This window comes from Cryobacterium luteum, from assembly GCF_900110125.1.
GTDB lineage: Bacteria > Actinomycetota > Actinomycetes > Actinomycetales > Microbacteriaceae > Cryobacterium > Cryobacterium luteum.
Genome location: NZ_FOCN01000011.1, coordinates 82,965 through 104,680 on the forward strand (window position 1 = coordinate 82,965; position 21,716 = coordinate 104,680).

The 21,716-nt window shown below is 66.0% G+C and carries 23 protein-coding genes; 9 read left to right on the forward strand and 14 right to left on the reverse strand.

Translation table 11 applies throughout. The annotated features are described in order from the left end of the window. The first annotated feature begins 22 nt into the window (after nt 1-22). The 3 genes from BMW72_RS11995 to BMW72_RS12005 are packed head-to-tail and all read left to right on the forward strand — an operon-like array spanning nt 23 to nt 2,039. A complete protein-coding gene (locus tag BMW72_RS11995; protein ID WP_092110843.1) occupies nt 23-445 on the forward strand; it encodes a GNAT family acetyltransferase in 423 nt (140 codons plus the stop codon). A 49-nt stretch (nt 446-494) separates the two neighbouring features. Continuing rightward, nucleotides 495-1,004, forward strand: coding sequence for a DinB family protein (locus BMW72_RS12000; RefSeq protein WP_092110945.1), 510 nt, complete (start codon nt 495-497; stop codon nt 1,002-1,004). A gap of 57 nt (nt 1,005-1,061) precedes the next feature. Then, nucleotides 1,062-2,039 carry an epimerase gene (locus BMW72_RS12005; protein WP_241983750.1) on the forward strand — a complete coding sequence of 326 codons (978 nt, stop codon included), beginning with the start codon at nt 1,062-1,064 and terminating at the stop codon, nt 2,037-2,039. Nucleotides 2,040-2,075: 36 nt separating this feature from the next. On the opposite strand, the gene BMW72_RS12010 is transcribed toward BMW72_RS12005, so the two are convergent. Further along, the gene (locus BMW72_RS12010; RefSeq protein ID WP_166787631.1) at nt 2,076-2,573 is read right to left on the reverse strand and encodes a MarR family winged helix-turn-helix transcriptional regulator; all 498 of its coding nucleotides are present in this window, start codon (nt 2,571-2,573) and stop codon (nt 2,076-2,078) included. 52 nt (nt 2,574-2,625) lie between these two features. Here BMW72_RS12010 and BMW72_RS12015 point away from each other — a divergent pair, with 52 nt between their 5' ends. From BMW72_RS12015 to BMW72_RS12025, 3 genes are all read left to right on the forward strand, one after another. Beyond that, nucleotides 2,626-3,327 (forward strand): NADPH-dependent F420 reductase, encoded by a 702-nt coding sequence (locus BMW72_RS12015; protein WP_134360355.1) that lies wholly within the window; start codon nt 2,626-2,628, stop codon nt 3,325-3,327. A 14-nt stretch (nt 3,328-3,341) separates the two neighbouring features. Further along, on the forward strand, nt 3,342-4,397 hold the full coding sequence (locus tag BMW72_RS12020; protein WP_092110847.1) for an LLM class flavin-dependent oxidoreductase: 1,056 nt from the start codon (nt 3,342-3,344) through the stop codon (nt 4,395-4,397). A 223-nt stretch (nt 4,398-4,620) separates the two neighbouring features. Beyond that, nucleotides 4,621-5,316 carry a class I SAM-dependent methyltransferase gene (locus BMW72_RS12025; protein ID WP_092110849.1) on the forward strand — a complete coding sequence of 232 codons (696 nt, stop codon included), beginning with the start codon at nt 4,621-4,623 and terminating at the stop codon, nt 5,314-5,316. A gap of 74 nt (nt 5,317-5,390) precedes the next feature. Here BMW72_RS12025 and BMW72_RS12030 read toward each other — a convergent pair whose 3' ends face one another. The 6 genes from BMW72_RS12030 to gabT all read right to left on the reverse strand — a co-directional run bounded on the left by BMW72_RS12030 (nt 5,391) and on the right by gabT (nt 13,096). Continuing rightward, the gene (locus BMW72_RS12030) at nt 5,391-6,065 is read right to left on the reverse strand and encodes a hypothetical protein (RefSeq protein ID WP_134450283.1); all 675 of its coding nucleotides are present in this window, start codon (nt 6,063-6,065) and stop codon (nt 5,391-5,393) included. Nucleotides 6,066-6,404: 339 nt separating this feature from the next. Next, entirely contained in the window at nt 6,405-7,955 is a 1,551-nt protein-coding gene (locus BMW72_RS12035) for an APC family permease (RefSeq protein ID WP_092110853.1), read from the reverse strand. A gap of 6 nt (nt 7,956-7,961) precedes the next feature. Continuing rightward, nucleotides 7,962-8,834, reverse strand: a complete 873-nt coding sequence (locus tag BMW72_RS12040) for a universal stress protein (RefSeq protein WP_092110855.1) — start codon at nt 8,832-8,834, stop codon at nt 7,962-7,964. Beyond that, nucleotides 8,831-10,207 (reverse strand): flavin monoamine oxidase family protein, encoded by a 1,377-nt coding sequence (locus tag BMW72_RS12045; RefSeq protein ID WP_092110857.1) that lies wholly within the window; start codon nt 10,205-10,207, stop codon nt 8,831-8,833. The genes BMW72_RS12040 and BMW72_RS12045 overlap by 4 nt, the downstream gene beginning before the upstream one ends. A gap of 25 nt (nt 10,208-10,232) precedes the next feature. Then, a complete protein-coding gene (locus BMW72_RS12050) occupies nt 10,233-11,720 on the reverse strand; it encodes an NAD-dependent succinate-semialdehyde dehydrogenase (protein ID WP_092110859.1) in 1,488 nt (495 codons plus the stop codon). Further along, on the reverse strand, nt 11,717-13,096 hold the full coding sequence (gene gabT / locus BMW72_RS12055) for a 4-aminobutyrate--2-oxoglutarate transaminase (RefSeq protein ID WP_092110951.1): 1,380 nt from the start codon (nt 13,094-13,096) through the stop codon (nt 11,717-11,719). The genes BMW72_RS12050 and gabT overlap by 4 nt, the downstream gene beginning before the upstream one ends. A gap of 149 nt (nt 13,097-13,245) precedes the next feature. Between gabT and BMW72_RS12060 the strand changes: the two genes are divergently transcribed. Beyond that, the gene (locus BMW72_RS12060; protein WP_092110861.1) at nt 13,246-14,799 is read left to right on the forward strand and encodes a PucR family transcriptional regulator; all 1,554 of its coding nucleotides are present in this window, start codon (nt 13,246-13,248) and stop codon (nt 14,797-14,799) included. A gap of 4 nt (nt 14,800-14,803) precedes the next feature. On the opposite strand, the gene BMW72_RS12065 is transcribed toward BMW72_RS12060, so the two are convergent. Further along, nucleotides 14,804-15,481: a DUF8185 domain-containing protein gene (locus BMW72_RS12065; RefSeq protein ID WP_092110863.1), complete on the reverse strand. Its 678-nt coding sequence runs from the start codon at nt 15,479-15,481 to the stop codon at nt 14,804-14,806. A 68-nt stretch (nt 15,482-15,549) separates the two neighbouring features. On the opposite strand from BMW72_RS12065, the gene BMW72_RS12070 reads away from it, so the two are divergent. Next, the gene (locus BMW72_RS12070) at nt 15,550-16,425 is read left to right on the forward strand and encodes an acyl-CoA thioesterase (RefSeq protein ID WP_241983749.1); all 876 of its coding nucleotides are present in this window, start codon (nt 15,550-15,552) and stop codon (nt 16,423-16,425) included. 5 nt (nt 16,426-16,430) lie between these two features. Here BMW72_RS12070 and BMW72_RS12075 read toward each other — a convergent pair whose 3' ends face one another. Together BMW72_RS12075 and BMW72_RS12080 are read right to left on the reverse strand one after the other, a co-directional pair. Further along, complete coding sequence (locus BMW72_RS12075) at nt 16,431-17,135, reverse strand: zf-HC2 domain-containing protein (RefSeq protein WP_092110864.1); 705 nt, start codon at nt 17,133-17,135, stop codon at nt 16,431-16,433. After that, a complete protein-coding gene (locus tag BMW72_RS12080) occupies nt 17,132-17,641 on the reverse strand; it encodes a sigma-70 family RNA polymerase sigma factor (protein WP_092110866.1) in 510 nt (169 codons plus the stop codon). The genes BMW72_RS12075 and BMW72_RS12080 overlap by 4 nt, the downstream gene beginning before the upstream one ends. Nucleotides 17,642-17,783: 142 nt before the next feature. Here BMW72_RS12080 and BMW72_RS12085 point away from each other — a divergent pair, with 142 nt between their 5' ends. Continuing rightward, nucleotides 17,784-18,233, forward strand: coding sequence for a QcrA and Rieske domain-containing protein (locus BMW72_RS12085; RefSeq protein ID WP_092110868.1), 450 nt, complete (start codon nt 17,784-17,786; stop codon nt 18,231-18,233). Nucleotides 18,234-18,288: 55 nt separating this feature from the next. Here the strand turns inward: BMW72_RS12085 and BMW72_RS12090 are convergent, their stop codons facing one another. Genes BMW72_RS12090 through BMW72_RS12105 form a run of 4 tightly spaced genes read right to left on the reverse strand, consistent with a single transcriptional unit; the run spans nt 18,289 to nt 21,646 of the window. After that, nucleotides 18,289-18,759 (reverse strand): acyl-CoA thioesterase, encoded by a 471-nt coding sequence (locus BMW72_RS12090; protein ID WP_092110870.1) that lies wholly within the window; start codon nt 18,757-18,759, stop codon nt 18,289-18,291. A gap of 12 nt (nt 18,760-18,771) precedes the next feature. Further along, nucleotides 18,772-20,454 (reverse strand): energy-dependent translational throttle protein EttA, encoded by a 1,683-nt coding sequence (ettA, locus tag BMW72_RS12095; RefSeq protein ID WP_092110872.1) that lies wholly within the window; start codon nt 20,452-20,454, stop codon nt 18,772-18,774. A gap of 5 nt (nt 20,455-20,459) precedes the next feature. Then, the gene (locus tag BMW72_RS12100) at nt 20,460-21,029 is read right to left on the reverse strand and encodes a DUF6993 domain-containing protein (protein WP_134450282.1); all 570 of its coding nucleotides are present in this window, start codon (nt 21,027-21,029) and stop codon (nt 20,460-20,462) included. Nucleotides 21,030-21,064: 35 nt separating this feature from the next. After that, a complete protein-coding gene (locus tag BMW72_RS12105) occupies nt 21,065-21,646 on the reverse strand; it encodes a single-stranded DNA-binding protein (protein ID WP_092110876.1) in 582 nt (193 codons plus the stop codon). Nucleotides 21,647-21,716 lie beyond the last annotated feature (70 nt).

A 21,716-nucleotide genomic window follows, 5' to 3' on the forward strand; every position in this document is an offset into this window, starting at 1 on the left:
CGACGGCGTCGATACTGGAGACATGACGATCCGCGACCTGACCGCGTCCGACATCGACGCAGCGGCTGCCCTCTGGCATCAGGCTGGGCTGACCCGACCGTGGAACTCACCCGAGCTTGACGCGCAGCGCGCCCTCGACGGCGACACGTCGACGGTGCTTGGCGCCTTCGACGACGAGCGGCTGGTCGGCGCCGTCATGGTCGGCCACGATGGGCACCGCGGATGGGTGTATTACCTCGCGGTTGATGAGAGCCAACGCGGAACCGGGTTGGGAATGCGGATGATGGCTGCCGCAGAAGACTGGCTGCGCACCAACGGTGTCGCGAAGGTTCAGCTCATGGTGCGTTCGGGCAACGACGCCGTTCTGGGGTTCTACGAGCACCTGGGCTACGAGGACGCCAACGTGCAGGTTCGGTCCAAATGGCTGTTCCAGCCTGCGTCCTGAAAGTGGCCGGCATCTAGTGTCGATCAGAGGGCTGTGCGAGGCTGACTTCATGGACCGCATCGATCCCCAGCCCGCCGCGAACGAGCGCACCACGCTGCTGAAATTTCTCGACTACCACCGGGCGACACTGCTGATCAAGGTCGACGGACTGGGCGCCGCCGAGATGAACCAGCCGATTGCCACGTCAACGCTGACGCTCTCCGGCCTGCTGAAACACCTGGCGCTCGTGGAAGACGACTGGATCCAGGTGCGCTTTCTAGGACTTGCGGAGGAGGAACCGTGGGCCAGCGCTCCGTGGGACGACGACCGTGACTGGGAATTCAACAGCGCGCAGTTCGACGATCCGAACGCTCTCCGAAGCCTTTACCAGGCTGCGTGCGAACGCACGCGGAGCGCACTCGTCGACACCGACCTCGAGACACTCTCTGTCGGAACGGACCGTGACGGTCAGCAATGGAACCTGCGCTGGATCCTCACCCACCTGATCGAGGAGACGGCCAGGCACAACGGCCACGCCGACCTGCTCCGCGAGGCCATCGACGGAATCGTCGGCGAATAGTCGGCAGCTGAGAGCCGCCACTCGCGCAGCGGTCAACGCCCCTCGTATGCTGGACTCGTGGGGAACATTCGAGGACGTGCGGTAATAGCGGGAGCAACAGGATTCATCGGGCGGCGGCTCGTTCGCGAGCTCCGCGACCAGGGTTATGACGTTGTCTGCATCGGCCGGAACGGGCCGGACGCGCGGTGGGACAACGCATCCGCTGTACGGGCGTTGGTTGATGGTTCCGAGCTCGTGGTCAACCTCGCCGGCAAGAGCGTCAATTGTCGATACACCGACCGGAATCGCGACGAGATTCTGCGTTCTCGCATCGACAGCACTCGACAGCTCGGCGAGGCCATTGAAAGCAGCGCGGCACCCCCACGAGTCTGGCTGAACGCGAGCACCGCGACCATTTACCGCTATTCCCTCGACCGACCAATGACCGAGGCGACCGGGGACATCGGCACGGGGTTTTCTGTCGACATCGCGCAAGCGTGGGAAGCGGAATTCTATTCCCGCGAACTGGCCACCACCCGCCGCGTCGCGCTGCGAATGGCGATCGTGCTGGGTGACGGCCCCGCAACTGCGACCTTGGTCCGGCTCGCGCGCATCGGGCTCGGCGGTCCTCAGGTCGACGGCTGGTGGTTCCCGCATCGGCGGTATCGCGGGATCGGCGCGAACCCGACAGGGAGTAGGACTCGAACACACCATTCCCGCGGACGCCAGAAGTTCAGCTGGATTCACATCGACGATGTCGTCAAAGCGGTCAAGTTCATCGTCGAGAACGACGCGCTTGACGGGCCGGTCAACCTGTCGGCACCGCGAATCAGTGACAACCGCACCCTCATGGCGACGCTTCGGCGGCGAGTCGGAGCCGCCGTCGGGCTGCCAGCATTCAGGTGGATGCTCGAGCCGGCCATGTTGATACTGCGCACCGAACCAGAATTGGTACTGAAAAGCCGCTGGGTCACGCCGGAACGTCTGCTTCAGGCTGGATACACATTCACCTGGCCCGATCTCGGACCTGCGATCAACGATGTTGTGAAGCGATAATCTGCCTTTCTACGTTGGAACACCGCTGGCCCGACTTCAGGGCGCGGTGAAAGTCCCGACCGCCTCGCAGGGGCTGGCCGTTGGATCCGCTCGGTGCACGCTCGTGGCCAGCATCCCCAGGAGACCCTCGAGCTGGTGGCCGGCATCCGTTGAAATGCCAGAGAGGATGCCGGCTTCCACGTCGGCCACGCGCCGCTCGTAGCGGGCGAGAACGCTCACTCCCTCTGGTGTGGCTCGAATCTTTCGGGCCCGGCGATCACTCGGATCGGGAATGCGTTCCACGAGCCTGGCATCCACCATGCCGTCGAGCAGGTAGGTGAGCACGGTGCGATCGATGGCCAGGTGCGCACCGATGGCCTGCTGCGACGGCAGGTCGCGGTGAATGACGGTGGACAGTACCTGGTAACAGCGCACTCCCCCGGGCAACCCCTCAACGGCGGTCTCGAGCTGTCGTTGATATCCGCGCAGAACCATTGCGAGGTTCCATCCGAGGTCTCCCGGCACCGTGGCCGGCAGCATCGATTCGGTTGTCATGACAGCCATCGTACCGCAAACCATGCAGTTGCATAGATATTCTCCTGGGCATATGATCTGTAGAGCATCATATTTTGACGGGAGTAGCGCCATGAGCAGTCCGCACGCCACCACAATCGGCATTTTGGGAGCCGGCCGGGTCGGCACCGCACTCGCCCGGCAAGCCATGAAAGCCGGCTATCGAGTGCGCATCGCGACAACCCAATCGGCGGCGGACAATGCTCTTCTCGTTGAGATCGTGACGCCGGGGGCGGTGGCCGTGCAGGCGAGCGAGGCCGCAGCATCCGATCTCGTCGTGTTGGCCATTCCACTGCACAAGTACCGCACACTCAACCCCCTCGATCTCACGGGCCGAATCGTCATCGACGCGATGAACTATTGGGCGCCGGTTGACGGGGTCTTCGATGATTTCGAAAGCGACTCGCGCACCACGAGCGAGGTCGTCGAATCGTTCCTGACCGGCGCTCGTGTGGTGAAGTCGCTCAACCACATCGGTTATCACGAGCTCGAAGAAGACGACAAGCCCGCTGGGGATGCCTCGCGCCGCGCCCTCGCGCTCGCCGGTGACGACGCCGCAGCCAAATCCTTCGTCTCGCATTTCATTGACCGCCTCGGTTACGACGCCGTTGATGCGGGACCCCTCGCCGCCGGCCGGTCCTTTCAGCCGGCCACCGAGATCTTCACCGGCAGCCACACCGCGAACCAGCTCGTCGCCCTCATTCAGAAGGACCGTCCGCTCGCGGACGCCGCCTAAGCTCACACACGCAAATGGAGAACACCTTGGAAATCGGCGCCTACAGCTTCGGCGATACGCAACTCAATCCCGACGGGAGTTCGCGCTCCACCGCGGAGGCGATTCGGAACCTGTTCGACGCCATCGTGCTGGCCGACAAGGCCGGGCTCGACTACTTCGGCATCGGCGAGCACCACACCGTGTCGATGCCCGCCTCTTCGCCCGGTGCGATCATCGCCGCCGCCGCGGCCGCCACGACCCGCATCAAACTGGGCAGCGCGGCGAGCATCATCGGAACGGATGACCCGGTGCGGGTCTTCCAGCAGTTCGCCACCGCCGATGCGATCTCGGGCGGCGGCCGCATCGAAATCACCGCCGGCCGCGGCTCCTCGGTCGAGACTTTTCCTCTGTTCGGCTATGAGCTCGACGACTACGACGAGCTCTACGCGCAGAAGCTCGACCTGCTGCTCACGCTCAACACCAGCGCCACCGAGAACGTGACCTGGTCGGGCAGCGCGCGTCCGTCGATCCCCCAGCTCGACGTCGTGCCGCGCCCGGTACAGGGCTCCATGCCGATCTGGATCGCGACCGGCGGCAGCGCGCCGTCATCAGCCCGCGCCGGACGCCTCGGTCTGCCCCTCGCCTACGCCATCATCGGCGGGCAGCCGCACCGGTTTGCGCCCCTCGCCGACCTCTACCGGCAGTCAGCCAAACAGGCCGGTCACACCGATGACAACATCAAGGTCTCCGTCGCGACCTTCGGCCTGGTAGCCCCGACCAAGAAGGAAGCCGTCGAGCGGATGTATCCGGGCTGGGTCAACCTCAACGTGGAGATGGGTCGGCTGCGCGGCTGGCCGGCGCCGCAGCGCAGTTCCTATCTGGCCCAGGTCGATGCCCCCAGCGCCTACTTCGTCGGCGACCCCGACGACGTCGCGGAACGCATCGTCGCCCTGCACGGGCACCTCGGCCACATGCGCCACTTTCTGCAGGGCGACCACGGCGGGCTCCCCCAGGAGCACCTGCTCGAGTCCATCACCCTGCTCGCGACCGAGGTCAAGCCTCGCGTGGAGCGCCTCCTCGCCGCGAAGTGACGGTCTCGCGTGCCGAGGCGGCCGGTTAGCGGCGATTGTCGGGGGCATCCGCTGCTGCAGAGCGGGGTCGGCCATCAGAATCCTTGCTAATTCGGCTTATCAATTTGCCAGCAGTCTATCGCTGCGCAAAAATCAGCTAGAGCGCCAACAGATCGAAGTCTGTCGCCGGCTTCGCCCCCGAGAACGCTTTAAAACGTGCTCCCCACCAAACGAAGGTTGCCCCGTGAATGAGCCAGCACCCACCCCGGCCGAGTATTGGGAGAACCGGTACCGCGAGAACGGCAAATCCTGGAGCGGGAATGTCAACGCCGCGCTCGAACGTGAAGTCGCAGGAGTCGCCCCGGGGACAGCACTCGACATCGGCAGCGGTGAGGGCGGGGACGCACTGTGGCTGGCACACAACGGCTGGGTCGTGACCGCAGTCGATATCGCCCCAACAGCCTTGGCCATCGGCGCTGCGGCCCAGGGCCCAGACGATGTCGTGACCTGGGTAGCTGCGGACCTCGCCGATTGGACGCCACCGGGCAGCTACGACCTGGTCACCTCCTGTTTTCTGCACTCTTTTGTCGAGCTTCCGCGCGAGGCGATCCTGCGGAGGGCCGCTGCCGCGGTCGCACCCGAAGGGCTGCTGCTCGTCGTCGGTCACTCGGGCGCCCCGCACTGGCTGACCGCGCACGATGACGACGAACCTCACGCCGACGAGCACCACCAGAACCCAGGCGAGCACCGGCACGATGACGCTGACCTGCCCACAGCAGACGACGTTCTTGCTGCACTGTTTTTCGACAATGAGCGTCTCGATCGTGCCGAGTGGACCGTGCTCACCAACGGGCTGGTCGAACGCCCGATCACCGCTCCCGACGGGTCAGTGATCAGCATCGTCGACAGCGTACTGAAACTGCGACGCACAGCGGCCTGACGGAGACTTCGGCGGAGGATATCCTCAACGTCATGACCCGCTACGTGATCGACGCGCCGACGACGACGCCCGGCCTAGTCAGCCGGGCCGTAGGGCGAGCGAACGACCTCGTCGGCAGAACTGAGGTGCACGCGCCGCGCTCGATCAGCCAGCACGATCGCGACCACTCCGAGCAGCACCGTGCCGCCAATGCGCACCAGGGCGTCGACACTCATCAACACCACGGCCTCCAGCCCGAAACCCTGGCGGCTGTTCACCGTCACGACTGCCGAAAGCAACCACGAAACGGATGCTGCCCCCACGACTCCCGCCGGCACCCAGTTCCACGGCGCCGCCACGACGCCCGCGCGAGCGATCTGCATGACCGCGACCAGCGCCAACGCAAACGTCACGAAAGAGTCGACGTAACCAAACGCGAACAGCCCGTCCGACAGGGGGTCGTTCGAAAAGCTGGACGCGATGACATCCTGCAGCACCGACCCGAGCAGAAGCCAAGCGGCCAGCGCCGTCAGGGCGATGGTCCCCAGCGGACGCCGAGCCGTCACGCTTCCAGCCCCGCGGATACCGAATGCGAAGACCAACAGGGCTGCGGAGAAGAGTACCGGCCTGATACTCCCGCCGAGTGGGATCAGGGCCAGCGCGGGCTGTGCGACGCCGATGACCACCGTGGCGAGCAACAATGCTCCACCGATCAACCACGCGCGCGATGCATCAGACTCTGAGCGATGTGACTTCAATGCCTCAACCATGGTCCCCATGGTACTCAGCGAGCTCGCAGACAGTTCTCGAGCACGACGGACCCAGGTGGTAGCGCCACCTACTGCTCCACACCGGGCTGGAAAATCCTCATCCGAGGCGACCAATACTGGCCGCAACCCGCCGCTGAGATCGACCCGGCACAGACGCTGATCGCCCTGCCCAGCAAGAACCCGTTCCTACAGCAGCCGCTCCCGCTCGAAGTCCCGAGCCAACGGTTCGATGTCGGGCTGTGACCCGGGGCTGTGAAACTCAACCGTCAGTGGCTGCACGTGACGGGCGCGGCATCCGCTCTCGACAAGCGGACGCCGCATCCCACGCAACATTCTCGACTATTCCTCGTGCTCGCCGTAGCGCGGCGCGGCCAGGCTGAGCGTCTCGCCGCGGAAGAAGGCCGGACGCACCCGGGACTGCACGAGCATGATGACTACGCCGATGAGCAGAATGGCCATGCCGAGCACGAAGACCAGACCCAGCCCGAAGATCTCGGAACCGCTGCCGTAGTTCGGATCCATGCTGTCGATGAGGGTCGTGCAAAACAGCACCGTCAGGATGATGCCGCCGACCAACGGGAACACGAAGGTGAAGAAGGCGTTCCGCACGGTGGCGAACCACTGCCGGCGAAAGTACCAGACGCAGGCGAACGCGGTCAGGCCGTAGTAAAAGCAGATCATCATGCCGAGGGTCGTGATGGTGTCCCAGAGCACGTCCTCACTGACGAATCGCATGATCGTATAGAACCCGGCGGCGACGATCGCCGAGGCGATGGTCGCATACCCGGGGGTGAAGAAGCGCGGGCTGACCTTGGCGTAGGCCGGCGGCAGGGCGCCGTAGTGGCCCATCGCGAGCAGGGTACGGGCCGGTGAGACGAAAGTGGACTGCAGCGACGCGGCCGAACTGGAGAGCACGGCGATCGACATGAGCACCGCGAACGGTCCGAGTGCCGGGCCGGCCAGGGCAAAGAACACGTTGCCCTGAATGTCGGGGTTGCCCAGGCCCACGCCCACGCCGCCGACGCCCGCGAAGGAGATGGCCGCGATCGCGACGAACAGGTAGAGCACCATGACGATGATCACGGTGAGGGTCGCGGCGCGACCGGGCGTCGAGCGCGAGCCCTTGGTCTCTTCCGACATGGTCAGCGTGACGTCCCAGCCCCAGAAGATGAAGATGGACAGGCTCAGTCCGGCCGCGAAAGCCGAGAACGAGGTGACGGCGAAGGGGTCGAACCACGAGAGCGAGACCGGCGTCGGGTCGAACGCCGAGCCGTTCGCAATATGCACGAAAGCCATGATGCCGAAGCCGACCAACACGATCAGTTGAAAACCGACCAGCCAGTACTGCACCTTCTGGGTCGTCTGCATGTCCCGATAACTGATCCAGGTGGCGATCAGAATGAACACGAGACAGGTTCCCACGTTGATGAACGGATTGCCGGCGAGCCCCGCAATCTCGGCGCTGTTGCCGAAGATCTGCGAGAGCATCAGGTAGAAGAAGTCGACCGCGATGCCGGCGAGGTTGCTCAGCACCACGACCGTGGCGGCGATGAGGCCCCAGCCGGCCATCCAGCCGATCCAGGGCCCGAAAGCCCGCGTCGCCCAGGTGAAGCTCGTGCCGCTGTCCGGCATGGCCTTGTTCAGTTCGCGGTAGCCGAGGGCCACGAGCAGCATGGGGATGAAGCCGGCCACGAAGATCGCCGGGAGTTGCAGACCGACCTCGGCCACGGTGGGGCCGAGGGCTCCGGTGAGCGTGTAAGCAGGGGCAATGCAGGAGATGCCGATGATGACGGCACCGACCAGTCCGACGGAGCCGGCGCTCAGGCCCTTCTTGGAGATGCCACCGTTCTGCTGGTCAACGGCTGCACTGGCGTTGAGTTCTTGAGTCATTGTCTCTTATTCCTTCACCGTCTCGATGAAATCTCGCGGCACCACGATAAGCGGTACCGGCAGTTCGCGCAGCATCTTGGCCGCAATCGAACCCAGAAAAAGTCGATTTGGTTGCGCCAGCCGGCTGGAGCCGACCAGGCAGACCTCGGCTGCATCCCAATGCAGGCCGCGAACGGCGTGCTCGATGCTGCCGCCGGAGGCGACGCTCGCCGTGACATCGAGCCCGTCCATCAAATGTTCGGTGGCGTAATCGAGCACCGACTGGGCGGGGTCGGCGGCCAGCTGAATGGCCTCGGCATCGGCGCCGGGGCGATCGATGGCGACGAGAGAAACCAGCCGCAGCGGGGCATCCACTGTGCGTGCCAGGCGGATGCCGGCCGTCAGCAGTCCGTCGGCTCCCGGTTTGGTGCCAACCGCGCAGGTGACCCGGCCGATCGGTTCGTCGGTGCCCATGACCCTGGTGCCTTCGGGCGCAAGCGCCACGGGCACAGGGGAGGAATGCAGCAGCCCGCCAGCGACGCTGCCGATCGCGAACCGGCCGAGCAGGCCGTGCGTGGCCGCGCCGACCACGATCAGATTTGCCTCCAGCCGCGCGGCAGCGGCGAGCAGCCCCTGGGTGAAGGAGTCGGCGTGTTCGAGGTGGGTGTGCACGGAGATGCCCGCAGGCACCAGGGCGCGCGCTTCGTCCAGCCAGCCCTCGGCCGTGTCGAGCAAGAGGCGGTCGTATCCGGGGTCGGCGGGGGTCAGCGTCGCGCGCTCGCCCCCGTTGAGCACGAGCACCACGTCGAGTACGGAGCCGGGCGCCCGGGCGAGGCGCACGCCGAGGGCCAGGGCATCCGCTCCCGCCGGGGTGGCGGTGTAACCGACCAGAAACCTCACGCGCTCGGCCCGGTCAGGGGCGCGGGGGCCGCGATGATCGCCGCCGCCGTTTCCTGCCCGACCCGAATGGCGCCGTCAACGTGCTGGTAGCCCTTACCGGCCATATCGCTGCAGGAGAAAGAGATGGGACCGACGGGGCTGCGCAGCTCGGCGCCGTACCGGGCCAGTCCGCCCATATCGAAGCTTGCCGCGTAGGCGCCGCGGGTCCATTCTTCGGAGCCCCAGTCGCTTTCGTAGTAGACGACCGGGTGCAGCGCCTGCTCTCCGTAGTAGTGCGACATCGACTCGAGGATGCGCTTCTTGCGTTCGTCGGCCGAAAGCGCGAAGACGCCGTCCGCTTCCTCATCGGAGACAAAACCCACCAGGGTACCGCGCGGGTCGTCGAAGTTGGTGTTGTCGTAGGCCTCGTGCACCAGCTCGTAGGGGCTGAAGGCGGTACCGGAGAGATTGTCGGCACGCCAGAACGGTGTCTCGTAAACGGCGTGCACCTTGATCACGAAGCCCATGGAGAGGTGCTGGTGCAGCTGCTGCTGCCGACGCGGCAGGGGAGGGTCGAAGCTGATCCGGCTGATCAGCGGCGGCGGAACGGCCACGATGGCGTGCCGGGCGGTCACCGTCATGCCGTCGGCGACAACCGTGACACCCGCCTCGTTCCAGGCGAGGCTGCGCACGGGCTGCCCGAGATAGACATCGCTGCCGAGCTTCTCGGCCAGCAGCAGCGGCACCTGCTGCAGCCCGCCGACCACGCGCTCGTCGAGAATGAAATCGGCGTCGACGAGGTTACTGAACGACCCGGCGCTGGCCGCCATGAGCAGCGCCTGCAAGGCCGAGAACGCGTGCGCCGGCTTGGTGAGCATGGCCCCGGCAATGAACATGCCGATGTTGTCGCGGGCTTCCTGGTCGTCGGTCTGCGTCTCCAGCCAGCGACTGAACGATATCTCGTCGAGTTCCTTGGCGAGCGGATGCTCCCAGGGACGATCCGGGTTGATCTCGGCCACGAGGGCGTCGAGCTTGTCAATCAAGCCCACGATCTGCGCCTCGGTACCGGCCGGAACGGGAAAGATCTCCCCGTCGAACCGGCTGACCACACCGGACCCGTTGATGTAAACGTTGCGGCCGGCCCGGTAGCGTGGATAGGTTTCCAGGCCCAGCTCGGCCAGCGTGCCCTTGAGGGCATGCTGGTCGGGCGAGACCCATTGGCCGCCGATCTCGAGCATGGCGCCCTCGATCTGGTCGGTCCACAGGCGCCCGCCGACGCGATCGCGGGCTTCGAGCACGACCACACTGAGGCCGGCTTTCTGCAGTGCGGTGGCGGCGGTGAGACCGGATGCCCCGGCGCCGATAATAACGACGTCACGATCAATCGTGGTCATGGTTGCTCCTGTGGTGACTGGCGGGTTAGACCGCGGGAATGAGGGTGTACTTGGTCGAGAGGTACTCGTGGATGCCTTCGAGGCCACCCTCACGACCCAGTCCGGACTGTTTGACACCGCCGAACGGTGCCGCGGCGTTGGAGACGAGGCCGGTATTCAGGCCCATCATTCCCGTGTCGATACTGTCGATCATACGGTGTCCACGTGCGATATCGGTGGTGAAAACATAACCAATCAGACCATATTCGGTGTCATTTGACATTTCAATGGCCTCTTCGTCTGTTTCGAAGGTTCTGATGCCAACGACAGGTCCGAAGATCTCCTCCCGCACCATGCGGCTGTCGGCGCTCACGTTGGCCAACACGGTCGGCGTGTAGAACGAGCCGGGGCCCTCGGGGCGCGTGCCGCCGGTGAGCAGGGTGGCACCGTGGGCGAGGGCGTCCTGCACCAGGGATTCAATGTTGTCGACGGCCGCGTCGGTCACGAGCGGACCGAAGTTCACCGTGGGGTCGATGCCGGGGCCCGGCACGAGCTCGTTCACTCGCGCGGTCAGTCGACGGCCGAATTCCTCGGCTACCGACGCGTGCACGATGAATCGGTTGGCAGCCGTGCAGGCTTGGCCGGTGTTGCGAAACTTCGCGATCATCGCTCCGGTGACTGCCTTCTCAAGGTCGGCGTCGGCGAACACGACGAAGGGAGCGTTGCCGCCGAGCTCCATCGAGGTGCGCAGCACATTCTGGGCGGCCTGGGCGATGAGCGCCCGCCCGACGACGGTCGACCCGGTGAAGCTGAGCTTGCGCAGCCGAGGGTCGGCGATGATCGGGGCCGATACCGCCTGCGACTGGTTCGTCGTGATGACGTTAACGACACCGGCCGGCACACCGGCATCTTCCAGCAGCTGCACGAACAGCAGGGTGGTCAGCGGTGTCAGCTCAGCCGGCTTGACCACCACGGTGCAGCCGGCGGCGAGTGCCGGCGCGATCTTGCGGGTGGCCATGGCGAGGGGAAAGTTCCACGGCGTGATCAGGTAGCAGGGCCCGACCGGTCGTTGGGTTACGACCATCGTGCCGGTCCCCTCCGGGGTGGGGCCGTAGCGGCCGCTGATGCGCACGGCTTCTTCGCTGAACCAGCGCAGAAACTCGCCGCCGTAGCTGACCTCGGAGTTGGCTTCGGCGATCGGCTTGCCCATTTCGAGCGTCATGAGGGTGGCGAAGTCGTCACGTCGCTCCTGCAGCAGGTCGAAGGCGCGCCGCAGAATCTCGGCGCGTATCCGGGCCGGGGTGGCCGCCCACGAGCTCGCTGCCCGAGCGGCCGCATCGAGCGCACGGGTGCCGTCGGCGACGGATGCGTTCTGAATCTGCTTGAGAACCCGCCCGGTAGCCGGGTCGGTCACCACGATCAGATCCCCCGTGCCGTTTACCCACTGGCCGTCGATGTACAGCTGGTCGGGTACCCGAGCCAACAGTTCGACCTCCGTCGACCGCACAGCGGCACTCTCGATCACGGCGCTCATGCTGCGGCCGAATCGGCAGCCAGCGCGTCGGCCAGAACCTGCAAGCCCTCGAGCAGCAGGTCGTCGGGAATGCTGAGCGGCGGCAGAAGGCGGATGACGTTGCCGTAGGTTCCGCAGCCGAGCAGGATCACACCCTGCGCGTGGCAGGCGGCGATGACGCGATTGGTCAGCCCAGCATCCGGCTCCCCGGTAGCGGGGTCGACGATTTCGATGGCCGTCATGGCGCCGCGACCGCGCACCTCAATGATGCGCGAGTCGACCGCGGCGAGCGCGGTCAGGCGGTCACCCATGATCTGTCCGAGGGTGGCGGCGCGCTCCACCAGGTTGTCCGTCTCGTAGGTGTCGATGGTGGCGAGCGCGGCGGCACAGGCGAGCGGGTTGCCACCGTAGGTACCACCGAGGCCGCCGGCCTGCGGCGAGTCCATGATGTCGGCGCGGCCGGTGACGGCCGACAGCGGCAAGCCGCCGGCGATGCCCTTGGCGGTGCAGATCATGTCGGGCACGATGCCCTCGAATTCACAGGCGAACATGTGCCCCGTGCGGGCGAAGCCGGTCTGGATTTCGTCGGCGATGAAGACGACCTCGTTGGCGCGGCACCAGGCCAGCAGGGTGGCCAGAAAACCCGGAGCTGGAACGATGAAGCCGCCCTCGCCCTGGATGGGTTCGATGATGATCGCGGCGAGGTTGCTCGCGCCGACCTGCTTCTCGATCTGGGAGATGGCCCGATTGGCTGCAACGACGCCGTCTAGGCCGCCGTCGCGCAGCGGGTAGGACATCGGTGCGCGGTAGACCTCGGGAGCGAACGGACCGAAGCCGCTCTTGTACGGCTGGTTCTTGGCGGTCAGGCCCATGGTCAGGTTGGTGCGGCCGTGATAGGCATGGTCGAAGGCCACGATGGCCTGCTTGCCGGTGAAGTGCCGGGCGATTTTGACGGCGTTCTCGACCGCTTCAGCACCGGAGTTGAACAGCACGCTGCGCTTCTCGTGGTCACCGGGCGTGAGCCGGTTCAGGGCTTCGGCCACTTCGATGTAGGAGTCGTAGGGTGCCACGGTGAAGCAGGTGTGGGTGAACTGAGCCAGCTGGGCAGCGACGGCCTCGACGACGCGCGGAGCGCTGTTGCCGACGCCGGTGACGGCGATGCCCGATCCGAGGTCGATGAGTGAGTTGCCGTCGATGTCAACGAGAACGCCTCCGCCGGCGGCTGCGACGTAGACGGGCAGCGCGATGCCGACGCCGGCCGAGACCGCCCGGGCCTTACGTTCACTCAGCGCCTTCGACTTCGGCCCGGGGATGCTCGTGACCAGCTTGCGTTCCTGAGCCAGCGAGGGACCACCGAGCGGCGTGCCGGTGGGGCGAGCGGGAGCTACGAGTGTCATGAGGGTTCCGATCGATGCGAGGGCGGTATCGCGGCACGATGCCGCTGTGCCAGAGCAGCACGGGGCAATGTTAGACAGAAACAGGTCAGCCACCGCCATCCCGCCTGTATAGTGTGGGCATGTCAACTCGCCTATCTGTATAGGGACCGATGCTTCCCACCCTGCGCTTGCTCCTCGCTGAACCGAATCTCGGACTCACCCTGCTCGGAGACCCCGAACCAGCGGCCCGTGGGGCGATGCTCGAGCGAACCGTGGAGTGGGTGCACAGTTCCGATCTGATCGACCCGACCCCGTTCCTCTCCGCCGATCAGGTGCTGCTCACGACCGGCACCCAGTTCGGCGCCGACACGGCAGCGGATGTCGACTTCCTCCCCTACGTGCAGCGCCTGGCTGCCCGAGGCATCACCGCCCTCGGTTTCGGCACCGAGGTGATTCGGGACGGCACACCCGACGCGCTGCTCGCGGCCTGCCAGTCGCTGGGGGTGCCCCTGTTCGAGGTTCCCTATCGCACGCCGTTCATTGCCGTGGCCCGGGCAGCCGGCGATCTCGTGGCCGAGGATCGATTCGCGCGCGCCACCTGGGCCCTCAAAGCCCAGCGCGCCATCGCGCTCGCCGCGCTGCGCCCCGACGGTTTGAGCGCGACCCTCGCCGAACTGTCCACCCAGCTCGGCCACTGGGTGGCCCTGTTCGATGTCAGCGGCACCCTCGACCGGGTGTTTCCCCGCGAAACCTTCACCGTCACCCCCGACGCCCTCGCCACCGTGCAGCACGAGGCCCGGCGACTGCTGGCCCGCGGCCAGCGCTCCAGCAGCACCATCGACGCCGGCGGCGAAACCCTCACGCTGCAGACCCTCGGCGGCCACGACCACCTGCGCGGGGTGCTGGCCCTCGGCGGCCCTCGCGCCCTCGACCAGGCCAGCACCGAGGTCGTCACGAGCGTGATCGCACTCGCCGGCCTCGCCCTGGAGCAGAACAACGCCCTCGCCCGCGCCCAGGGACTGCTGCGCACCGGGCTGATGCACACCCTGCTTGGCGGGGACCAGAAACTGGTCGAGCAGATCTCCCGGCAGATGTGGGGTGCACTCCCCGTCGCACCGGTGCAGGTCGCCGTCGTCGACGCGCCGGCGCCGCGCCGCGACGCCATCACGGACTACCTCGAGCTGCGCGTTGAGGATTCCCCCGGGCAGGTGTTCTTCGCCCGCCAGGACGACACCATCGTGCTGTGTCTCGACCGCGCGGCGCACGGCATCCTGGTGAATTTGTGCACGCTGTTCGACCTGCACGCCGGTGTCTCGGAGCCGAGCAGCTATCGCCAGCTGCCCCGCGCCCTCGAACAGGCCGAGCAGGGACTGGCCAGGGCCAAAGAAGGCGCACCGGGCGTGACCGAGTTCGGCGTCGTCGCCCGGCAGGGCGTGCTAGCGCTCCTCGCGAGAACGGATGCCCGCGAGGTCGGCCTGGCCACGCTCGCGCCGGTGCTCGCGCACGACCGCGTGCACGCCACAGAGCTTCTAGGAACCGTGCGTGCCTGGCTGCTCTGCAACGGGCACTTCGGCGAAGCCGCAGCCCAGCTCGGCGTGCACCGCCACACAGTGCGCACCCGCATCCAGCAGGCGGAGCAGCTGCTCGCTCGCGACCTCGGGTCGTTTCCGGCCCGGGCGGATGTCTGGGCGGCGCTGCTCGCGACCGACAACGCCGTTCTGTAAAAGGTCAGGCCGTGAGGGTCCACGGCTTGCGCCGCACCAGCACGTGCCCGCGGCTCGTGCTGAGGCGGGTCCACAACCCCGACTCGAACAGTTGCACCGGTTCGTCGTCGGCGAGAAATCCCAGGCTGAACGCCGCAAAACCGGCTCCGGTGGGCACGAATTCGAGTCCGTCGACCTGGCGGCCCCAAACCTCCGAGCGCACACGCTCAACGATCAACTCGCCGACGCCCTCGGGAACAGTCGCGGCAACCTCGTCGATCCCGGCCCGAGCGGCCACTTCGAGATTTGCCGCCGGAGTCTGACCGTGCGGTTCCCAGCCGCCCTTCGGCGGGGAGATGCCGGCCCAGGTCACCGTGTTGACCTCAAGGGGAACGGTCACCGTGACCGGCACGGTCGGGTCGCTCGTGGTGGATTCGAGGCGCTTGAGACGCTCCAGCAGGGACCGCACCGGCACGACCTTGTCGAGGTCCACCGGCTCGGTCAGGGCGAAGGTGCGCAAGCCCAGCACTGTCGGGCTCGCATCGAGCAGACCCCGCGGATAGAAGATGGCGGTGTAAACCGCGAGAACGCCCTCGGTGGCCATGAGGCGCACCGAACCATCGAGAACACGTCCGGAGCGTGACAGAAACACGATCAGGTCGCTGAGGGACTGGGAATCGGTAAGAGTGAATGACTGGCTCATCATCTCCTAAACTACCAAGATACGAAACATCCGCATGCCGCGGTCGCGAACTTGCCCGAGGAGACAGCATGCACAAGCCGATGGAAGGCCTCCTGGCTGTCCTCGATCTGACCGACACCGGTGCCCGCACCAGCGAAGACATCTTCACCGGTCCGTCCCAGTGGATGCCGCTCGGCCGCGTGTTCGGCGGACAGGTGCTGGCCCAGTCGCTCGTCGCCGCGATGCGCACGGTTCCCGACGAACGCCACGTGCACTCCATGCACGGGTATTTTCTGCGGCCCGGCGACGTCAATCAGCCGATCACCTTTTCGGTCGAGCGCATTCATGACGGTCGCTCGTTCTCCACCCGCCGCACGCAGTGCTATCAGGACGGCGTGCCGATCCTGTCGATGATCGCCTCGTTCCAGGACGCCGACGAGGGCCTGGAACACCACGTCGAGATGCCCACCGACATCCCCGACCCGGAGAGCCTGCCGACGGCATCCGATTCACTCTCCCACATCGACCATTCGGTGGCCCGCTACTGGGCGAGCGAGCGCCCGTTTGATATGCGGCATGTTCCCTCGCCGATCTATCTCAAGGTCAACGGTGAACACACCTCTCGCCAGGCCGTCTGGATGAAGACGTTCTCCCCGCTGCCCGACGACCCCGACCTGCACCGCGCGGCACTGGCCTACGCGAGCGATTATTCGATCATGGAGCCGATCATGCGCCGGCACGGCGTCGCCTGGTCCTCTCCGGGACTGAAAGTCGCGAGCCTGGACCACGCCATGTGGTGGCACCGGTTCGGTCGGGTCGACGAGTGGTTGCTCTATGTGCAGGATTCCCCGAGCGCGCAGGGGGGCCGCGGCCTCGCGACCGGCAGCATCTTCAACCGCGAGGGTGTGCTCCTGGCCACCGTCGCGCAGGAGGGCATGCTGCGCGTGCCCATCGTTCTCGAGTAGCTCGCCTACCAAGTCGGTTTGGATTCAAGCAACACCCGCTCGTCGGGCATCCACCGAATATCCACACTCGCGATGTCGTTCTCGGCGACGCTCGTGGTGCCGGCCGCGCTGATCGTCGTGCCGGGGCTCGAGATCCAGCTGGCGACGAGGGTCTCCTGGCCGTCCCGGTCGGTTACGAACAGGGCGTACGGCTGCGGCCCGAAATCGTTGCCGCTCTCGGCGTAGCTGCAGCTCGCATCGATGCGGGTACCCCAGTCTTTGCCGGTCAGGCTGAACGTAGCGGTGAGCGGGCTGGGAACGACCGCGGTCATCGCGACGGCCGGTTCGCTCACGCTGCGATTGGGTTGTGGGAGCCAGCCCGGCACGACCAGGGCAGCGGATGCCGCGATCGCGGCCGCCGCGACCACCGCGCCGGCGGCGAGCAGCCGGGCCCGCCGGGTTCGCGCCCTGGCCGCCTGCACCAGTCGGGGCAGCAGGATGGCGGAGGGGGCGGCATCCGTTCGGGGACCAAAGGCCTGGCCAAGCTGCAGGGCCTGGTCGAGCGGAACCTGTGCCAGCAGCCCGGGCAGGCCCACGAGGTGGGCGACCGCCTGGCTGCAGGCGACGCAGTCGTTGAGGTGACGCTCATAGTCCCGTCGGTCACCCGGTGACAGGGCGCCGAGCACGTAGGCGCCATCCCAGTCGCTGTACTGATCTGCCGGGGTGTTCATCGTTCCGTCACTCCTCGCTCCTGCAGGGCAAGCCGCAGGGCGCGCAGGCCGTAGTGCAGCCGTGATTTGACGGTTCCTTCGGGAATGGCGAGGTCCCCGGCGGTCTCGGCCACGGACTGACCCCGGTAGTACGCGCAGACGATGACCGCCCTGTGGTCAGCCGAGAGGTCGTGCAGGGCATCCGCAACAAGCCAGGCGTCGAGCAACGCGTCGGTCTGGTCGTCAGTGGGAACCTCGGGCAGCTGGTCGGTCGGTATCTCGTGCCGGGCCCGTGCCGAGCGACGATCGTCAATCACCAGGTTGCGCGCCACCGTGAAGAGCCAGGCCCTGGCTGATACTTCAGTCTGGTCGAGCAGACGGGGGCGTCGCCACGCGCGCAGCAGGGTCTCCTGGACGACGTCGTCAGCGAACGCGGGGTCGTGGGTCAAGCGCACGACATAACGCCACAACAGTGCCGCGTGTTCGTCGTGGAGGGCCTGCAAGAGTTCGGTACGCTCATCGGCCATGACCTACCTCCCCTGCTTAACACGATGATGTGGTCGTTGCGGTTCATGCCAAGGGCTGAAACACTGAACCGAACCGCTCCCGACCTCGTTTTCAGCTATAGCAGAGCCAACCTACCCGCGAACGCGTTCATCAAGGAGAATCATGACACCGGCACTCAACCTGTCCCGTCGCACCATGATGCTGGCCGGCGGAGGCGCTGCCGCAGCGGTGACCCTGGCCGCGTGCAGCAGCCCAACGGATGCCGCCACCGTCCCCCCGAGTTCGGCACCGACCGACTCGGGCAGTGCCGCCGCCGCGTCACCGACAGAAATCGCCAAACTCGCCGACATACCCGTCGGCGGCGGCCTGGCCGCAACCCTCGACGGCCAACCGATCCTGCTCGCGCAACCGACCAAGGGCACGGTCGTCGCTTTCAGCGCCATCTGCACGCACCAGGGCTGCAAGGTGAAGCCGGCGGCGACGGAGTTCGATTGCCCGTGCCACCAGTCCCGGTACGACCTCGCGACCGGCGAGGTTCTCGGCGGTCCGGCCCCGCGGGCGCTCGACAAGGTGACCGTCACGGTCGACGGCGACACGGTGCTGGCCGGGTGACGACCGATGATCAGGGACTAATCAGGGACTAATCAGGGACTGATCAGTCGCTTGATCAGCGGCGGGCGAACGCGATCGGTGCGTCAAGATAGGGCGTCCAGGCCGCGCGTTCGGTGTCGTTGATGCGCCGCGGTCGCTCGCTCGCTGCATCGACGAGCACAATGGTCGTGTTCGCTCGGGCATACAACAGCTCGGGAACCACGCCCTCCGGGCTGTACACCTCATAGCAGACATCGAGGCTGGCCCCGCCGAGTTTGCCGAGCCACAGTCGCACGTCCAGCGGCTGCCGCAGGTAGGGCACCGGCGCGAGATATTCGATCTCCTGCCGCGCGATGAGCGTCAGGGTCGCCGCTCCCGGGCGTCCGTCGAGCACGGCCGTGCTCGCGCCGATCGCCCCGTCGTCTTCGGTCACCCAGAAGGCCAGGATGCGCGCCTCCTCGAGCAGGCGCAGCATCTCGGCATTGTTGACGTGTCCGTAGGCGTCGAGGTCGGACCAACGCAGGCGGATCGGTACGTGCAGCTTCACCGGTTCGGCTCTCTAGTCGCGGGTGAGCTTGCGGTAGGCGGAACGGTGCGGCTTGGCCGCATCCGGGCCGAGACGTTCGATTTTGTTCTGCTCGTACGACTCGAAGTTACCCTCGAACCAGTACCAGTTGGCCGGGTTGTCGTCGGTGCCCTCATACGAGAGGATGTGCGTGGCCACCCGGTCGAGGAACCACCGATCGTGGGTGATCACCACGGCGCAACCCGGAAACTCAAGCAGCGCGTTCTCAAGCGACCCCAGGGTTTCAACGTCGAGGTCGTTGGTGGGCTCATCGAGCAGCAGCAGGTTGCCGCCCTGTTTCAGGGTGAGGGCCAGGTTCAGACGGTTGCGCTCACCACCGGAGAGCACACCGGCCTTCTTCTGCTGGTCGGGGCCTTTGAAACCGAAGGTCGACACGTAGGCGCGCGACGGAATCTCGGTCTTGCCGACCTGGATGTAGTCCTGACCGTCGGAGACGACCTCCCACAGCGTCTTGTTGGGGTCGATGCCGCCCCGGTCCTGGTCGACGTAGGAGATGTCAACCGTTTCACCGATCCGCAGCTCACCGCCGTCGAGCGGTTCCTTGCCGACGATGGTCTTGAACAGGGTGGTCTTTCCCACGCCGTTCGGGCCGATGATACCGACGATGCCGTTGCGCGGCAGGGTGAAGCTGAGGTTGTCGATGAGCATGCGCCCGTCGAAGCCCTTCTCCAGCTTGGTCGCGTCGATGACCTGGGCGCCGAGGCGCGGCCCGACCGGAATCACGATTTCTTCGAAGTCGAGTTTGCGGGTGCTCTCGGCCGCGGTGACCATCTCTTCGTAGCGAGCCAGTCGAGCCTTCGACTTCACCTGGCGGCCCTTGGCGTTGGAGCGAACCCACTCGAGCTCGTCGGCGAGACGACGCGACAGCTTGGCGTCCTTCTTGCCCTGCACGAGCAAACGTTCCTGCTTCTTCTCCAGGTAGGTCGAGTAGTTGCCCTCGTACGGGTACAGGTGTCCGCGGTCAATCTCGGCGATCCACTCGGCGACGTGGTCGAGGAAGTACCGGTCGTGGGTGACGGCGAGCACGGCGCCCGGGTACTTGGCGAGGTGCTGCTCGAGCCACAGCACGCTTTCGGCGTCGAGGTGGTTGGTGGGTTCGTCGAGCAACAGCAGGTCGGGCTTCTGCAGCAGCAACTTGGTCAGCGCAACGCGGCGTTTCTCACCACCGGAGAGGTTGGACACCTCGGAGTCGCCCGGCGGGGTGCGCAGGGCGTCCATGGCCTGTTCGAGCTGGGAGTCGAGGTCCCAGGCATCCGCTGCATCGATGGCTTCCTGCAGCACGCCCATTTCGGCGAGCAGGGTGTCGAAATCGGCGTCGGGTTCACCCAGGGCGAGGCTGATCTCGTTGAACCGGTCGACCTTGGCCTTGATCGGTCCGACGCCCTCCTGCACGTTCTCGAGCACGGTCTTGCTCTCGTCGAGCTGCGGCTCCTGCATGAGGATGCCGACCGTGTAACCCGGGGAGAGTCTCGCCTCGCCGTTGCTGGGCGTGTCCAGACCAGCCATGATCTTGAGGATGGTGGACTTTCCGGCACCGTTGGGGCCGACGACACCGATCTTGGCACCGGGAAAGAAGGACATGGTGACGTCGTCAAGGATCAGCTTTTCGCCGATCGCCTTGCGAGCGCGGACCATTGAGTAAATGAATTCGGCCATAGTGTTTACCAGTCTATTTGCCGGGTGGCCCCGACCAGACACAAACCGGTCGACAGAATGGGCGCGACCACGCTGTGGAAGCCATTGCTGGCCGGGCCGATCTGGCCGATCAGACATTCGCCGGCGAACCGCACCGAGAACTGCACCGCGTCGGCGGCGAGATCGGCCTGAGTGCGGTCGAAGGTCACTTCCATGGCGGCCCGGTCGAACCCGCCGGCCGCGAGCGCGTCGATGTAGTCGCGTCCCCCGGCGGCCGGATTGGCTTTGATGACCCCTGCCGCCACAAAGTTGAAGTAAACGAGGTTCTCGGCGGCGGTTCCGGTGGGCAGCAGCCTCGGGCTGGAATCGGACGTCGCCGAAGGCTCCGGCTCCGGCTCGGCGGAGCCAGACGACGCCGGCGCGGTGGTGCCGGGCTCGGCCGGGCTGACGGTGCAGGCCGTCAGGCCGACCGCGAGGAGCAGAACTGCGCCCACCACTCCCACGCCCCCCAATCCCCGGGTACGCCGCAACTGTCGGGTGCGCCGCCGCCCGGAACCCATCGTCATCTTCTGCTCCGCCGGTTCTGCCACGCTCACGAACTGCCTCCCCCAGTCCACACATGTGGACGATGCTACGAGTCTAAACGCGCATACGCATCCTGGTCAGCGTCGCTGTCGATTGGAACAAAGCCGTCTCCAGAACGGTCGATGCGACCGGGTTCGGCCTCGTACGCTGCGAAGGAGTCCGCGGATTCAACCGGTTCCGGCTCGGTCAGATCTGCACCAGCCTGATCGGTACCGCTCTGCTCGGCACCGTTCTGCTCGGCAACGCTCTGGTACGCACCAGCACGCGCTGGTGGCCCGCTGCGCACCGGTGTCGTGGTGTACCAGGCGAGGTCGTGTCCGACGGAGTCAGCAATGATCTCAACGGAAGTCCCGGATTTTTCGGCGTTGCTCCATTTGCGAACGACCAACCGCCCGGTGACGACGACGTGCTCGCCTTTGCTCAGCGACTTGCCCGCATTCGCGGCCAGCTGGCGAAACGTCGTGACGGAGTACCAGCAGCTCTCGTCAACGATCCATTCATCTGTGGCCTTGTCACGGTGACTCTGGCGGGAGGCCAGCCGAAAGGTGGTGATCGGGGTGCCGTTCTTGCCGAAGATCACACGGGGGACGGAGCCGATGACTCCGGATATTGTGATTTGGTCGCTCATGGTTTCTCCCGGCACAGTGATTGCGTGAAAACGCAAGCGCACGGCGCCAAGCTTTCTGCCGGCGCACACG

Bases quoted from the DNA above. Each gene is read 5' to 3' on its own strand.
- BMW72_RS11995 (WP_092110843.1), top strand. From the start codon at position 23: ATGACGATCCGCGACCTGACCGCGTCCGACATCGACGCAGCGGCTGCC.
- BMW72_RS12000 (WP_092110945.1), top strand. From the start codon at position 495: ATGGACCGCATCGATCCCCAGCCCGCCGCGAACGAGCGCACCACGCTG.
- BMW72_RS12010 (WP_166787631.1), bottom strand. From the start codon at position 2,573: ATGACAACCGAATCGATGCTGCCGGCCACGGTGCCGGGAGACCTCGGA.
- BMW72_RS12015 (WP_134360355.1), top strand. From the start codon at position 2,626: ATGATCTGTAGAGCATCATATTTTGACGGGAGTAGCGCCATGAGCAGT.
- BMW72_RS12020 (WP_092110847.1), top strand. From the start codon at position 3,342: ATGGAGAACACCTTGGAAATCGGCGCCTACAGCTTCGGCGATACGCAA.
- BMW72_RS12030 (WP_134450283.1), bottom strand. From the start codon at position 6,065: ATGGTTGAGGCATTGAAGTCACATCGCTCAGAGTCTGATGCATCGCGC.
- BMW72_RS12035 (WP_092110853.1), bottom strand. From the start codon at position 7,955: ATGACTCAAGAACTCAACGCCAGTGCAGCCGTTGACCAGCAGAACGGT.
- BMW72_RS12045 (WP_092110857.1), bottom strand. From the start codon at position 10,207: ATGACCACGATTGATCGTGACGTCGTTATTATCGGCGCCGGGGCATCC.
- BMW72_RS12050 (WP_092110859.1), bottom strand. From the start codon at position 11,720: ATGAGCGCCGTGATCGAGAGTGCCGCTGTGCGGTCGACGGAGGTCGAA.
- gabT (WP_092110951.1), bottom strand. From the start codon at position 13,096: ATGACACTCGTAGCTCCCGCTCGCCCCACCGGCACGCCGCTCGGTGGT.
- BMW72_RS12060 (WP_092110861.1), top strand. From the start codon at position 13,246: ATGCTTCCCACCCTGCGCTTGCTCCTCGCTGAACCGAATCTCGGACTC.
- BMW72_RS12065 (WP_092110863.1), bottom strand. From the start codon at position 15,481: ATGAGCCAGTCATTCACTCTTACCGATTCCCAGTCCCTCAGCGACCTG.
- BMW72_RS12070 (WP_241983749.1), top strand. From the start codon at position 15,550: ATGCACAAGCCGATGGAAGGCCTCCTGGCTGTCCTCGATCTGACCGAC.
- BMW72_RS12075 (WP_092110864.1), bottom strand. From the start codon at position 17,135: ATGAACACCCCGGCAGATCAGTACAGCGACTGGGATGGCGCCTACGTG.
- BMW72_RS12080 (WP_092110866.1), bottom strand. From the start codon at position 17,641: ATGGCCGATGAGCGTACCGAACTCTTGCAGGCCCTCCACGACGAACAC.
- BMW72_RS12085 (WP_092110868.1), top strand. From the start codon at position 17,784: ATGACACCGGCACTCAACCTGTCCCGTCGCACCATGATGCTGGCCGGC.
- ettA (WP_092110872.1), bottom strand. From the start codon at position 20,454: ATGGCCGAATTCATTTACTCAATGGTCCGCGCTCGCAAGGCGATCGGC.
- BMW72_RS12105 (WP_092110876.1), bottom strand. From the start codon at position 21,646: ATGAGCGACCAAATCACAATATCCGGAGTCATCGGCTCCGTCCCCCGT.